Genomic DNA, 13,855 nt, shown 5'->3' with positions numbered 1-13,855 from the left:
GCACGCGGCAAGGACCCCGTTATCGCCGTTATCCCTCACTGGAGCACCACTCCAAGGATTTTCATGTTTTCTACCCGCCGCAGTCTCAGCCTGCGCCTGATCATCTCCATGGGGCTCTTGAGCCTGGCGGCCAGCACCATCCTGGCCGCCGCCCAGCTTCATTTCAAATACAAGAGCAACATCGCGGCCGTGCACGGATCGATGAATCAGGTCGCATCCGGCGATCTCAAGAGCATCTCCGCGAGCCTGTGGCAGCTCGACACAACGCTGCTGGACATCCAGCTACAAGGGCTCGTCGCGCGGCCGAACTTCGTGCATGCAGCCATTGTCCAATCCGGCAAGACCATCGCCGAGGCCGGCCGCGTCGATGCCAAGAGATCCATAAGGCGTGAATTCGAGCTCACCTTTTCCTTCAATGATCAGCCCTATGCGCTTGGCAAACTCGTGCTGGTCGCGTCCCTCGACGGGATCAGGGCCCAGGTTGGCCGCGAATTTCTGGACCTCCTCATGGGCGAGGTCATTGTCGCCCTGGTTCTGGTCTCGGCCCTGCTTTTTCTTTTCCATCGCCAGGTGGGCATGCACCTGCACTCCCTGGCCGCCCAGGTCCGGGACATCTCTCCCGTTAACCTTGAGCAACCCATCGCCCTGGGTAAAAAATTTCGAAACGACGAACTTGATCAGGTCACCGCTTCGCTGGAGAAAATGCGACGCGGACTGCTGGAGGCCTTCACCAAACTGAGCGAGGAGGTCGAAGAACGGCGCATCGCCGAATCGAGACTTTCCCAGGCCAAGGAACAGGCCGAAAGCGCGACCCTGGCCAAGACACAATTCCTGGCCAACATGAGTCACGAAATCCGCACGCCCATGAACGGAGTCATGGGCATGCTCCAGCTGGCCATGGACAACTCCGATCCGGCCGTCATCCAGCAGTATCTGCAAACGGCCATGCGTTCCTCCCGCAGCCTGCTCCGGCTTCTGAACGACATTCTGGACCTGTCCCGGCTGGAGGCCTCCCGCATGCCCGTCATGCACGAGCCCTTCGACATCCGCGAACTCATGGAGGATTTGACGGACAGCTTTCAGGCCGTGGTTCTGGACCGGGGGCTTGCGTTGCGCGGCACTGTCGATGAAACCGTCCCCACGGCCCTGTTCGGGGACACGGTGCGCATCCGGCAGATCCTGACCAATCTCATCGGCAACGCGGTCAAATTCACCCTGCGCGGCAAGGTCGAGATTCGCGTCTCAAGCCTGACTCCCGTCAAACCCGGAGAGCACCGCATCTTCATCGAGGTGGAGGATACGGGGGTGGGCATCCCCGACAAGGCTCAGACCGGCCTGTTCGCGCCCTTTGCGCAGGCCGACTCGACTCAGACCCGCAAATTCGAGGGGTCGGGCCTTGGCCTCAGCATCACGCAACATCTGGTCGTGTTGTTGGGCGGCTCCCTTGCCTTTGAATCAAGCCCGAGCGGGTCGCTTTTTGCCGTCTGCCTGCCGTTGCAACCCGCGCCGCCGCTCGCGCTCAGAAACACTCCGGCGCCGCAACCGGACGACGCACAGCCCATGGCTCCTCTCAAGGTGCTCGTGGCCGAAGACAATCCCGTCAACAGCACCATCGCCATGAAGTTCCTGGAGGGCATGCGGCACACACCCACCCTGGCCACAACCGGGCTGAAGGTGCTTGAATACATGCGCAGCGAGTTTTTCGATCTGGTGCTCATGGACATCCAGATGCCGGAAATGGATGGATTGGAAGCGACCCGCATCATTCGGTCCTGGCCCAAATCCGAGGGTGGGGAGACGCCCATCGTTGCCATGACCGCCCATGCGTTCCCTTCCGACACCGAGCGTTTCATGGCCGCGGGAATGAACGGGCATCTGGCCAAACCCATCTCGCGCCAGGATCTGGAGCGGTTCCTGCGCTCAATGCCGACGGCGCGGCAGGCATGACCCAAAACGGACACACCATGTTCAGGCCTCCCGCCGAAGCAAGAAGCGCGCTCATCCGCGTGGCCGACGGCTGCCCGCACAATTCCTGCGCTTTCTGCGCCATGTACAGGGGCGTTGCCTACCGCGTGCACGACCAGGCGGCCGTGAGCCGGAGCATCGCCCTGGCCGCCGCGCGGGACCCGGGTACCCGACGGATTTTTCTGGCCGACGGCGATGTGCTGGCCCTGCCCGCCACGATACTGGAAACTATTCTGGAGACGGCGCACGCGGCCTTTCCAAGACTTTCAAGGGTCAACTGCTATGCCTCCGGGCAGGCCCTGGCGGGCAAGAGCGATGCCGAGCTTGAGCGCCTGCGCCAAAACGGCCTGCATACGCTGTATCTCGGCCTTGAAAGCGGTTCCGGCGAAGTCCTGCGCCGCATGGCCAAGGGCGGCACGGTCCGCGAAATGATCGACGGCTGCCTGCGCGCCCAAAACGCCGGGCTGACCGTCTCGGTCATGGTCCTCATCGGCCTCGGCGGCCGGGAGCTGTCCGCGCTGCATGCCCGGCAGACCGCGGAGGCGCTGAACGCGATGCAGCCGTCCCTCCTGTCCTGCCTGCGCCTGGTCCCCATTGCGGGCACGGCCCTTGCGCGCCGCATCGCGGACGGGAGTTTCACGGAACTCACCGAAGAGCAGTCCGTGCACGAGCTGCGCGACATTCTCCTGAACCTGGAGCTTGCGCGAACCGTGTTCCGGGCCGACCACAGCTCAAACATCCTGCCCCTCGCCGGCCGATTGCCCCGCGACAAGGCCAGACTTGTGGAGGAACTGAACGAACTTCTTGAAACCGGAGCGCTGGACCGAAGCACTCCCGGAGCAATGCCTGCCCTGCTCTAGGATGCTTTTGCGCCCGCGCGCCCTCCCATCGCAAGCGGACACATTCTTTCGAGTCCGCCCCTTGTTGCTTCAATTCTTGCTTTTTTTCGCATATCCGGCCATGCAAAAGGGCCTGTGCAACTGCAAGAAAAAAGGGGCGCGCAACGGTGCGCCGGAGCATGATCCTCCTTTGGCCACCGCAAAACATTCGCCGGACGCCCCAGTATGCGCATAGGCCGCCATTCACCGACCGGAACAACCTTGAGCGAGACAGAAGATGATCGACCTGTTTTCAATTCAGGCCTCGGAAAACCCGCTGCGGCAGATATCCCTGGCCTTCTTCAATTCCGGCGGACATCAGCCTGAAGAAAGCCGCATCGTGACCACGGCAATCCTGGTCGGGGCGGCCATTCTGGTCTACATCATCTGGAAACGCCTCGGCGGAGGGGCGCCCTGGAACCGGCAGTCCGGGTCCACCGTCATACCCAAGGACATCTCCTCCATTCTGGAACAGGCCATGGTCCTGCGCAGCCGCATCGACATGAGCTTCCATCCCATAGCCACATCCCGCCAGACCATCTCGTGCACGCTTTTCGAATTGGCGGACACGGGCATCACCCTGGAGATGCCCCTTGGCGTGAACCCGTCAGACGCATGGATCGGCAAGCTCATGGTCTGCTATTTCCGCATTCCCCGGGAGAACAAACAGCCCTATTACTACACCTTCGTGGCCCCGGTGGTCGGCGTCTGGAAGAAAGGCGATATCTCCTATGTAATCCTCGGCCTGCCTCCCAAGGTCGAACTTGGCCAGAAACGCAGGCATCTGCGGCTGGAACTTCCGCCCAGAGACATAAAGGATTTTCGCATCTGGCCGGCAACCGAGGACGGCAGTTTCCACTTCGAGACAGACCCCAAAAACTGGCCCGCCCCCCTGGCCGTCTATACCCGGGACGTCCCTGTCGGGCTGAAGGTGCTTGACCTTTCCGGTGGCGGCATCAAGCTGTCCTTTGATCCGCACCTCTACGACGGATTGGATGATTTCGTGGCCAGGAATCCGGTCCTGTTCATGCGACTGGAGCTTGAGCAGACCGATCAAATGGAATTTCCGCCGTACTTCATGGCGGCCAGACTGCGCACCAAGGTCCAGGACCCCGAGCAGGGCGTCATGATGCTCGGCTACGAATTCGTGGAATGCTGCTCGACCGATGGCGCTGAAACCATCGACTGGGTCAAGATCGATCCCGACCGCGGCATCGACGACTTGGTCACCTGGGTTTTCAAGCGCCACCTGGAGCTTTACCGGGAACGGGAAATTGTTTAGATGAACAATCGTTTTTCAACCTGCAAACCTTCCATTGGAGGACAACGTATCTATGGATGAGGGCCCTGACAGTCGACTTTGGACTACACTGAGACGCTTTTTTTCACGCAGGGGCGAATGCCATCTGGAAGAAGCCATACAAGAAGCCAAAGACGGCGGTGAACTGCAGAACGACGAAATGTCCATGCTTTTGAACGTTCTGCAGCTTGATGACAAACAAGCATACGAAATCATGATCCCCCGCACGGACATTGTCTGTGCCGAAATCGACGAAACAATCACGGAAGTCGCCAGAAAGTTCTTTGAAAGCGGGCACTCACGCCTGCCCATTTACAAGGAAACCAAGGATCAGATTGTAGGCGTGCTGCACTGCAAGGAGCTGCTGCGCTTTTTTGTAGGCGACGAAGAGGCCCCGACGGACCTGGCGTCCGTCCTGCGGCCGCCATATTTCATTCCGGAAACCAAGAACGTCAAAAACATTCTGCTGGATTTCCAGAGCAACAAACAGCACATGGCCATCGTTCTGGACGAGTACGGCGGAACGGCGGGGCTGGTCACCCTCGAAGACGTCTTGGAAGAAATCGTCGGCGACATCGAGGACGAATACGATCCCATACGCCCCGAGGATATCCAGCCCATGGATGAAGGCACGTATCTGGTTTCCGGACGAACCATCCTTGAAGACTTGCACGAGGAATGCGGCATCCTGTTGGAATCCGAACAGGTTGAAACCGTGGGCGGTTACATCAGCGAACAGCTCGGCCGCGTTCCCGAGACCGACGAATCCCTGGAGTTGCAGGGTTACACGTTTCTCATCAAGGAAGCAGATGTCAAACAAATCCAATGGGTCATCGTCTCAAAGCCAGTGTCATGATTCTCTCTTGAACCGTTTCGGTCCCATGGGCATGGCGTTCATTGGGACCTGGTTCGGCTTTGCCAATCCGCTCCTGCACTTTCCCATGGCCATACTGCTGCTGCCCGCCGCGCTCATCCTGTCCGCGCTCTGGGCCAAAAGCCATGCTCAGGCCTTCAAAAACGGGTTCCTGACAGCGCTGCCCGGATATGCCGCCAGCCTTTACTGGCTGGCGATACCCGTGCACGACCACGGCGGATTGCCATGGGTGTTGGCCCTGCCCTGCCCGGTCCTGGTCGGAGCCCTGCTCGCCGCTTACGCAGGGGTCTTCTGCATGGGCGTGCACCTGATCAAACCCCAGATATTCCAGCCCCTGGCCATGCTCACCCTTGGGCTGCTGTGGGCCAGTCTGGAACTGGTTCGCAACCACTTCCTGACCGGCTTTTCCTGGCTGCCCCTGGCCCAGGCCCTGGCCCCCTGGCCTACTACCCTGGGTCTGGCCGCCTGGGTGGGCGGCTTCGGGATATCCGGGCTGATTGTGTGCGTGAGCCATAGCCTTCTCATCGGCAATAGTGCCGCACGCATGGCCATACTCCCCCTGATCGGCCTGTGCCTGCTGCCCGGGTTGACGTCCAGCCCCCGTAATCCCGAGGCCACGGCTTCGGTGTCCATGATCCAGGGCAACATCGATCAGGGCCTCAAATGGGATGTGGGCATGCAGGCGGACATCCTTAAAACCTATCTGGACCTTTCGTTCAAGGCCGTCGCCGAAAACGCGCCGGACCTTGTCGTGTGGCCGGAAACAGCCATGCCCTTCTATTTCCAGGACCCGTCCGACCTGACCACGAACATGCGCCTGGGCGTGGCGCGGATGCAGGTGCCGGTCCTGGCCGGAGCCCCGGCCTACTCCATCCCGATGGAACCGGACGCGCCCCCGTATGTCCTGCACAATCGCGCCTATCTTCTGGGCGCAAACGGGGAACCCCTGGCCGCCTACGACAAGGAGCACCTCGTACCCTTCGGCGAATACGTGCCCCTGGGCAAATGGCTGCCCTTCATCACCAAGCTGGTCCCGGGGCAGTTCGAATTCAGGCCCGGCCGCAACACCGAACCGCTCCAGTCCGGCCCGCTGGCAATGGGCCTTTTGATCTGCTACGAAGCAATCTTTCCGGAACTGGCCCAAAAGCAGGTCGAGCGTGGGGCCAACGTGCTGGTCAACATCAGCAACGACGCCTGGTTCGGCCACTCGTCGGCGCCGTGGCAACACCTGCATCTCTCCGTGCTGCGCGCCGTGGAACAGAACCGGGCCATCATCCGCTCCACCAACTCCGGCGTGAGCGCCTTCATCGGCCCTGATGGAAGCCTGCGCGGACCAACGACACTCTTCTCGACCAGTATCGCGCATGATCCGGCCATACCGCTCTTGACAGAGAAGACCTTTTACCACGAACATTTTTATTTGATTCACATGGCCTTTCCCATCCTGACGATCGCCTTTCTTTGGATGTTATGGCGGACAGGTCTAAAAATACACACATAAACGAGAACATCATGCTGCAATATTCAGAACTCAAGGCCAGGGCCGCGCAACTGGACGAACGCTTCAGCGACTTCTGGAGGCGGCTTTGACTTGCGCAGGAGCAAGGAACGCCTCAACGAAATTGAAAAACAACTGTCCTCGCCGGGAGCCTGGGACAAACCCGAACTGCTGACCCCGGTACTCCAGGAAAAAACCCAGCTTGAAAGCCGTGTTGACGAATGGGAAGCCCTTCTGCAAGCCCGTGACAACGCCCTGGAATGGGTCGAGATGGCCGCCTCGGAGCAGACCGAAGAGATGCTGCATGCCCTGGACGAAGCCCTTGAGGAATTGAGCGCCAAGCTGGAGGCCGCCCAGATGCGAACCCTGCTGAGCGATCCCGAGGATGTAAGCGAGGCCATCCTCGAAATTCATCCCGGCGCGGGCGGGACCGAGTCCCAGGACTGGGCCGAGATGCTGCTGCGCATGTATCGCCGTTTCGCCGAGCGGACGGGTTTCAAGGTCGAGCTTCTGGATCTTCTGCCCGGCGACGAGGCGGGCATCAAGAGCGTGACTCTGCACATTCACGGCCCTTACGCATATGGCCAGCTCAAGGGCGAGAAGGGAACCCACCGCCTGATCCGCATCTCGCCCTTCGATTCCAGCGGTCGTCGGCACACCTCCTTCGCCTCCGTCGACGTCTACCCCGACGCGGGCCAGGACATCGAAATCGAGATCCGCGACGAGGACATCCGGGTCGACATCTTCCGTTCCAGCGGACCGGGAGGTCAGTCCGTGAACACGACGGATTCGGCAGTGCGCGTGACGCACATCCCAACGGGCCTGGTGGCCCAGTGCCAGAACGAAAAGTCCCAGCACAAGAACAAGGAGGCGGCCATGAAAGTCCTGAAAGCCCGCCTTTACGAGCTTGAACTGCAAAAAATAGCGAGCGAGCGGCAGGCCGAGTATATCGCCAAGGGAGCCATCGCGTTCGGCTCCCAGATCAGGACCTACACCCTGCAGCCCTACCGCCTGGTCAAGGACCATCGCACAGGCACGGACACAAGCAATGTCGACGCGGTCCTCGACGGCAACATTGACGCATTCATTCACAACTATCTCCTGTATCTGCATGGCAAATCATAATCTCCCCCCCGACGAAGCGTTGCTGGAAGAGCTGGAGACCCTGGAAAAGGAACTGCGCTTGCCTCAGGCAAGCTCCGAAGTGGCGGCCCTGGTCCGGCTGATCGGCTCCGACCCGTCCTGGACCGAACGGCTGCGTCAGAAAAAACTTGAACAGTGGGTCGTCCTGCCCCTGCAGGGCGACAAATTTCCGGCGCTGGTCGGACTCAAGAAGCACATCGAGCATCTGACCGTCCTGCAGGGCCAGGATGCATTGACCGGCCTGGCCAATCGCCGGGGATTCGACCAGGCCATGGCCATGGAGGTGGAACGCTCCTCGCGCTTCAAGACGCCCCTGACGCTGTGCATCATGGATCTGGACAACTTCAAGGCCGTCAACGACATTTACGGGCATCCCTGCGGAGACGATGTTCTAAAAGCCGTGGCGTCGATCTTGCTTACCGAAATGAGAATGATTGATACGGCGGCCCGCATCGGCGGCGAGGAGTTCGCACTTCTGCTTCCGGGCACGGGACAGGCACGGGCCCTGAAGCTCCTGGAGCGCGTCCAGGCGGTCATTCAGGACACCAGAATCATCTGTGGCGACACACAGTTCACCATGACCATGTCCATGGGCGTGGCGAGCTACAGGGGCAAACTCACGCCCGACCCGGTAAAACTTCTGGCCGAGGCGGACAAGGCCCTGTACCGCGCCAAACGGGCCGGAAAAAACAGGATCGAGACCTCGCCCATCCTGGACCTCGTCCACGGAGAGGAACAGTCGCTGGTGCACCAGAACGAAAAACGCTTTCTTTTTTCCTCATTCTCCGATCCATCTTCAAGCGCGGAGTAGAACAAGGACCGACATGACCGAAACCAACACGACACTCAGCATCTCAGTCGCCAGCGGCAAAGGCGGCGTGGGCAAAACCAATCTCGCCCTGAATCTCTGTCTTGCCCTACATGAACTCGGCAACACTCTCGTCCTGCTGGACGCCGACCTCGGACTGGCCAACCTGGACGTGCTCCTTGGCCTTTCTCCTGAAAAAAACCTGCAGGACCTGCTCGGCGACGCCTCGGCCGAAAACGTGGTCATTCCCCTGGCGGGAGACGGTCTTGTCCTGCTCCCTTCGGCCTCGGGCGTGGCCGAACTGGTGGAAATGGACGATGACGTCCAGAGTCTGCTGCTGGGCAAGCTCGACGCCCTGTTCCGGCGCTACGACTTCCTGATCCTCGATCTGGGCGCGGGCATCAGTCCGACGGTGCTCTCGTTCGCGGCCATGCCCCAGGAACGGATCGTGGTCATCACCCCCGAACCCACATCCCTCACGGACAGCTATGCCCTGATCAAGGTGCTCTGCACCCAGCGCCAGATCAGAAATTTCCAGGTCATCGTGAACATGGCCGAATCGCAAAAGGAGGCCAAAAACGCCTTCAACCGCCTGGCCCAGGCCTGCGAACATTTCCTGAGCCTGCCCATCAGCCTGCTCGGCGTGGTTCACCGCGACCCCATGGTCACGGAATCCGTTCGCCATCAGGTTCCGCTCCTGAAATTCGCCCCCACCTGTCAGGCGGCGCAGGACATTCGCGAGATCGCCAAGAAAATCATGGAACGCCGCATCAGACTAAAAGATCTCATCTCCCGCAGCCCAATTCTCAAACCCCTGATCTAAAGAGGCTTTCATGAAAAAAAGCATCCGCGCCGCACTCTGGATCATTGTGGCCCTGGGCCTTTTCGCGCCCCCCCTGGCCGGAGCCGAGACGACAATCATATTTTCCGCGAACAGCCTGGGCGAATTCGCCCCGTGTCCCAGTTGAGGGGGTAAAACCTACGGGGGGTTGGCCCGGCGGGCCACCTATTTCAAAACCGCGCGCGAGAACGCGGACACCGTCATGGTCAGCGGCGGATACGAGTTTTCCCCCTTCGGTCTGGAGAGGGACAGGCATCCTTCGGTCATCACGCAGCTCAAAAAGGCGTACGACCTGCTTGGCTACGATATCAAACTTCGCGCGCCCAACGACGCCGTCGCCTTTGAACACGCCGGTCTCGAAGCCGGTCAGTGGGTCGGACCGTTCAACGAACCGCAACTGGTCACCCGTAAAGTCCAAGGCGGCAGCCTGGCCTTCGTCCTTTTCCCCGACAGCGGACTGCACGACGCCGAAATCGAGAACAAGGCCGCCGCTTTGGCCGAGTCCGTGCGCAAGGACGGCAAGTACAACCTGATCATCGGAGTCAGCACCTGGGGCGCGAACCGGGAACAGGATTTCATCGACCGTCACGGCGCGGCTTTCGACATCATTCTCGGATCGGGCCCCGGTCCGGGCTATGCCGGCCTCTACATGCGCGAAAATTCGCTGCTCTGGGTGCGGGCCTTCACCAAGGGCAGAAGCATCCTCGCCGTGACCATCCCGAGTCTGCCCAAGCCCGGCACCAAGATCATCTGGGAACCGCAAACGACGGTTTTGACGGCGTCCGCGCCACTTGGCGGCGAGGTCGCATCGGACCCGGAAATCAACGCCATCTTCAATCCCTAGCCAATTCCTTGCATTTTGGCGCAATTCCCCATAATTTGACACGCATAATAAATTATATCTGAAGGAACACGCATGTCCATTTTCACGGGTCCGACCCAATTTTTTTACAAGATGCAAGGCAGCGGCAACGATTTCATCGTCATCGACAACCGCGCCAAGACCATATCCCCCGCCGAAATGCCCCGCTGGGCCAAGGCGCTGTGCCCGCACGCCTTCAGCATCGGTGCGGACGGCATCATATTTCTGGAAATCGACGACTCCGGCCAGGCCGCGACGCGCTGGCACTTTTTCAATGCCGACGGCTCCCGCGCCGAGATGTGCGGCAACGGCTCGCGCTGCGCCACCCTGCTGGCCCACAAGCTGGGCATGGCCCCGGCCGAACACCTCATGCTCACCGACGCCGGCACCGTGCACGCCCAGGTGTTCCCCGAAGCGGGCGAGGTCGAAGTGCAGCTGACCCCGGCTCGGGACATGGCCCTTGACTTCACCCTCGATCTTGGCGGTGAGACCTTCACGGCCCATTTCGCCAACACCGGCGTTCCGCATACGGTCATCGTCACCGACGACGTCAAGAATCTCGACGTAAAGGATCTTGGAGCCAAGGTCCGCTATCACGACCGCTTCGCCCCGGCCGGGACCAACGCCAACTTCATTCAGATCTTAAGCCGCCAGGAGCTCCTGCTGCGCACCTATGAGCGTGGCGTGGAAAGCGAGACCTACGCCTGCGGAACCGGCGCCGCCGCTTCCGTGGCCGTGGCCCACGCGCTGAATCTCTGCGATGCCGAGGCCCGGGTGACCACCTCGGGATCCGAGGTGCTCGGAATCAAGGTTCAGGGCTCGGACATTTTCCTGCGCGGCAAAGCCCAGCTCGTCTACAAGGGCGAGTTCTGCCCCGCCGCCCTGGGCCTTTAAGGCGCAAGACGGCCAGCTTATAAACCACAGCCCCAATCCGGGAGGAAACGATGCAATTCAAAGGAGCGTTTACAGCCCTGGTCACCCCGTTTTCAAACGGCCAGCTTGACGAGGAAGCCTATCGACAACTGATCGAATGGCAGATTCAGAGCGGGATCAACGGCGTAGTGCCCTGCGGCACCACCGGAGAGTCCGCCACCATGAGCCACGACGAACACAAGCGGGTGATCCGAATTTGCGTGGACCAGGTCAAGGGCCGGGTGCCGGTCCTGGCCGGAGCCGGATCGAACAACACTGCCGAGGCGGTGGAACTGACCCGATTTGCCAAGGAAGCAGGCGCCGACGGCGCGCTGCTGATCACGCCCTACTACAACAAGCCGACCCAGGAAGGTCTTTACCAGCACTTCAAGCGCATCGCCGAAGAAGTGTCCATGCCCTTCATCCTCTACAACGTCCCCGGTCGCACCAGCGTCAACATGCTTCCGCACACCGTGGCCAGGCTGAACAAGGACATCCCCGACGTGGTCGGCATCAAGGAAGCCACGGGAGATCTGAATCAGGTTTCCCAGGTTCTGGAATTCTGCGGTCCCGACTTCCAGGTGCTCTCCGGCGATGATTTCACCGTGCTGCCGCTTTTGTCCGTGGGCGGATGCGGAGTCATCTCGGTGGTCTCGAACATTCTTCCGGACAAGATGAGCGCCCTGTGTTCGGCCTGGTTCGCGGCCGACCTGCCCACGGCGCGCGAGATGCACTTCCTGCTGGCGTCGTTCTCACGCATGATGTTCATTGAAACCAACCCCATTCCGGTCAAGACGTCCCTCTCTCTCATGGGCCGCATCAACCTTGAGATGCGTCTGCCCCTGACCCCCATGAGCCCGGCCAACGCCGAGGTCCTGCGCGGGTTCCTGACCGAGAAGGGACTGCTCTGATCCACTTGGCCCCACATGAAAAAAAGGCCGCTTTCCCCAACGGGGAGGCGGCCTTTCTCTTTTTTGACGTGAAAAGAGCTCAGCTCAGCACGACCTGATCCTTTCCGTCGCGCTCCTGCAGGAACACATTTATCTGCTGATCCCGCTCGGTGGGCACGCTCTTGCCGATAAAATCGGCCTGAATGGGCAGTTCGCGATGCCCGCGGTCGACCAGCACGAGAAGCTTCACGGCCTCGGGTCTGCCGAAATCCAGAATGGCCTCCAGGGCGCAGCGGATGGTCCGCCCGGTGAAGAGCACATCGTCGATGAGGATTATGGTCTTGTCCTCCACGGAAAAATCGATGCGCGTGGCGTTGATGTTCGGAGTGGCCGTGGAAGAGGTCCAGTCATCCCTGTACAGGTTGATGTCCAGTTCACCACAGGGAATTTTCCGCCGGGTGCGTTCCGACAGGAGGCCGCACAGCCTGCATGCGAGGTCCGCGCCACGCCGCTGGATGCCGACCAGGGCAATGGACTCGTGGTCCGTGATCTGTTCCAGAATCTGACAGGCGAGACGGTCAAGTGTGCGCTCGATATCGCGAGCGGCCATGATTTCCTTGCTGCGGTGCATGGGATCCCCTCCATTTCGTGTGACAAGCCTTGTTCACTAAGGGCCCCAAGTTGTAATTGCAAGTGAATCGTCCTATGGTTCCTGACGACAAATTTCCGGGACATTCAGGAGGATACATGGGCGTCGACAATCTTTTCTTTCTTGAGCTCATCGAGTGGTTTGACGACAGCGGGCAGGAATTCGCGCAGCGATTTCCAAAGGAGGGCTCCGGCGAAATCAAGTACGGCGCGCAGATGGTCGTGCGCGAATCCCAGGCCGGCATCTTCTTCTACAACGGCAAGGCAGTGCATGTCTTCGGTCCGGGCAGGCACACCCTGAAGACCGCCAACATCCCCATCCTGAACAAGATCATGGGCATCCCCTGGGGGCTTGAGAGCCCGCTGCGGGCGGAAGCCTACATGGTCAACACCAAGGTCTTCCCCAATCTCAAATGGGGCACCCGGGAGCCGGTGGCCTTCAAGGACTCGGAGCTCGGACTGATCCGCCTGCGCGCCTACGGCATGTTCAACATCCAGATCGTGCAGCCCCTGCTCTTCATCAACTCCCTGGTGGGCACCATGGGCTCTTTTTCCGTGACGGACTTAAGCGACTATCTGGGCAAGGTCATCGTCTCCAGGTTCAACGATTACCTGGGCGAAAACATGGACACCATCCTGAACCTGCCCAGCCGTTACGAAGCGTGGTCCGCAGGCCTGCGCGAACGGCTGCAGGATGATTTCCGCCATTTCGGGCTGTCGCTCAACCAGCTCTTCATCAACGCCATCACGCCGCCGCCCGAAGTCCAGAAGGCCATGGACGACAAGACCAAGCTCGGCATGTTCGACGACATGAACAAGCTGATGCAGCTCAAGGCTGCGTCCGCCATGGAAAAGGCGGCCGCGAACCCCGGCAGCGCGGGCGAGTCCATGGGCCTCGGGGTGGGCTTCATGATGCCCTCGCTCATGGCCCAGGCCATGCAGATGGCAGGGCAGTCCGCCACGGCGCCGACCGCGCAGCCAGACGGCCTCAAATGCCCGGAATGCAGCCAGCCCATCCGCCAGGACGACAAGTTCTGCCCCTCCTGCGGACACCAGCTGGTTGTTTTCGAACAGTGCAAGGGGTGCGGGAAAAACCTGGCTCCTGGCACGCGCTTCTGTCCCCGTTGCGGCAGACAGGCGGGCAGCGTCCGCGAAACGGCAAAATGCCCGTCCTGCGGTCAGGAAAATCTGGCCTCATCCACGTTCTGCAACCATTGCGGGGAGCGCATGGCCTGA

Annotated in this window: 13 protein-coding genes; 12 read left to right on the top strand and 1 reads right to left on the bottom strand. The window is 60.5% G+C overall.

The features are described 5' to 3' along the window. Positions 1-63: 63 nt before the first annotated feature. The 11 genes from H4684_RS00760 (at position 64) to dapA (ending at position 11,992) form a co-directional block, all read left to right on the top strand. Entirely contained in the window at positions 64-1,947 is a 1,884-nt protein-coding gene (locus H4684_RS00760) for an ATP-binding protein (protein ID WP_192622517.1), read from the top strand. After that, the gene (locus tag H4684_RS00755; protein ID WP_192622516.1) at positions 1,944-2,825 is read left to right on the top strand and encodes a radical SAM protein; all 882 of its coding nucleotides are present in this window, start codon (positions 1,944-1,946) and stop codon (positions 2,823-2,825) included. The genes H4684_RS00760 and H4684_RS00755 overlap by 4 nt, the downstream gene beginning before the upstream one ends. Before the next feature lie 256 nt (positions 2,826-3,081). Beyond that, positions 3,082-4,125: a PilZ domain-containing protein gene (locus H4684_RS00750; RefSeq protein ID WP_092188204.1), complete on the top strand. Its 1,044-nt coding sequence runs from the start codon at positions 3,082-3,084 to the stop codon at positions 4,123-4,125. Between the two features lie 184 nt (positions 4,126-4,309). Further along, positions 4,310-4,999: a hemolysin family protein gene (locus H4684_RS00745; protein ID WP_225940159.1), complete on the top strand. Its 690-nt coding sequence runs from the start codon at positions 4,310-4,312 to the stop codon at positions 4,997-4,999. Between the two features lie 7 nt (positions 5,000-5,006). Beyond that, positions 5,007-6,518 carry an apolipoprotein N-acyltransferase gene (gene lnt, locus H4684_RS00740; protein WP_192622515.1) on the top strand — a complete coding sequence of 504 codons (1,512 nt, stop codon included), beginning with the start codon at positions 5,007-5,009 and terminating at the stop codon, positions 6,516-6,518. An 11-nt stretch (positions 6,519-6,529) separates the two neighbouring features. Beyond that, positions 6,530-7,640, top strand: a protein-coding gene (prfB, locus tag H4684_RS00735) for a peptide chain release factor 2 (RefSeq protein ID WP_192622514.1) whose coding sequence is annotated in 2 segments (ribosomal slippage) — positions 6,530-6,604 and positions 6,606-7,640 — 1,110 coding nt in all. Because the reading frame shifts where the segments join, the coding sequence is not laid out codon by codon here. After that, positions 7,627-8,469: a GGDEF domain-containing protein gene (locus H4684_RS00730; protein ID WP_161948996.1), complete on the top strand. Its 843-nt coding sequence runs from the start codon at positions 7,627-7,629 to the stop codon at positions 8,467-8,469. The genes prfB and H4684_RS00730 overlap by 14 nt, the downstream gene beginning before the upstream one ends. 13 nt (positions 8,470-8,482) lie before the next feature. Then, positions 8,483-9,289, top strand: coding sequence for a MinD/ParA family protein (locus tag H4684_RS00725; protein WP_092188213.1), 807 nt, complete (start codon positions 8,483-8,485; stop codon positions 9,287-9,289). A 10-nt stretch (positions 9,290-9,299) separates the two neighbouring features. Further along, positions 9,300-10,151, top strand: a complete 852-nt coding sequence (locus H4684_RS00720) for a UshA-like (seleno)protein family 2 (RefSeq protein ID WP_420705124.1) — start codon at positions 9,300-9,302, stop codon at positions 10,149-10,151. Between the two features lie 72 nt (positions 10,152-10,223). Continuing rightward, a complete protein-coding gene (dapF, locus tag H4684_RS00715) occupies positions 10,224-11,063 on the top strand; it encodes a diaminopimelate epimerase (RefSeq protein WP_192622512.1) in 840 nt (279 codons plus the stop codon). A gap of 50 nt (positions 11,064-11,113) precedes the next feature. Then, the gene (gene dapA / locus H4684_RS00710) at positions 11,114-11,992 is read left to right on the top strand and encodes a 4-hydroxy-tetrahydrodipicolinate synthase (protein ID WP_192622511.1); all 879 of its coding nucleotides are present in this window, start codon (positions 11,114-11,116) and stop codon (positions 11,990-11,992) included. 79 nt (positions 11,993-12,071) lie between these two features. Here the strand turns inward: dapA and pyrR are convergent, their stop codons facing one another. Continuing rightward, positions 12,072-12,602, bottom strand: a complete 531-nt coding sequence (gene pyrR, locus H4684_RS00705) for a bifunctional pyr operon transcriptional regulator/uracil phosphoribosyltransferase PyrR (protein WP_192622510.1) — start codon at positions 12,600-12,602, stop codon at positions 12,072-12,074. A 116-nt stretch (positions 12,603-12,718) separates the two neighbouring features. Between pyrR and H4684_RS00700 the strand changes: the two genes are divergently transcribed. After that, complete coding sequence (locus H4684_RS00700; protein ID WP_092188222.1) at positions 12,719-13,855, top strand: SPFH domain-containing protein; 1,137 nt, start codon at positions 12,719-12,721, stop codon at positions 13,853-13,855.

The organism is Desulfomicrobium macestii, from assembly GCF_014873765.1.
In the GTDB taxonomy this organism is placed as follows: Bacteria; Desulfobacterota; Desulfovibrionia; order Desulfovibrionales; family Desulfomicrobiaceae; genus Desulfomicrobium; species Desulfomicrobium macestii.
This window is presented reverse-complemented; position numbering and strand designations above follow the sequence as displayed.

Coding starts and splice junctions, on each gene's coding strand:
- H4684_RS00760 (WP_192622517.1), top strand. CDS start 64: ATGTTTTCTACCCGCCGCAGTCTCAGCCTGCGCCTGATCATCTCCATG.
- H4684_RS00755 (WP_192622516.1), top strand. CDS start 1,944: ATGACCCAAAACGGACACACCATGTTCAGGCCTCCCGCCGAAGCAAGA.
- H4684_RS00750 (WP_092188204.1), top strand. CDS start 3,082: ATGATCGACCTGTTTTCAATTCAGGCCTCGGAAAACCCGCTGCGGCAG.
- H4684_RS00745 (WP_225940159.1), top strand. CDS start 4,310: ATGCTTTTGAACGTTCTGCAGCTTGATGACAAACAAGCATACGAAATC.
- H4684_RS00730 (WP_161948996.1), top strand. CDS start 7,627: ATGGCAAATCATAATCTCCCCCCCGACGAAGCGTTGCTGGAAGAGCTG.
- H4684_RS00725 (WP_092188213.1), top strand. CDS start 8,483: ATGACCGAAACCAACACGACACTCAGCATCTCAGTCGCCAGCGGCAAA.
- dapF (WP_192622512.1), top strand. CDS start 10,224: ATGTCCATTTTCACGGGTCCGACCCAATTTTTTTACAAGATGCAAGGC.
- dapA (WP_192622511.1), top strand. CDS start 11,114: ATGCAATTCAAAGGAGCGTTTACAGCCCTGGTCACCCCGTTTTCAAAC.
- pyrR (WP_192622510.1), bottom strand. CDS start 12,602: ATGCACCGCAGCAAGGAAATCATGGCCGCTCGCGATATCGAGCGCACA.
- H4684_RS00700 (WP_092188222.1), top strand. CDS start 12,719: ATGGGCGTCGACAATCTTTTCTTTCTTGAGCTCATCGAGTGGTTTGAC.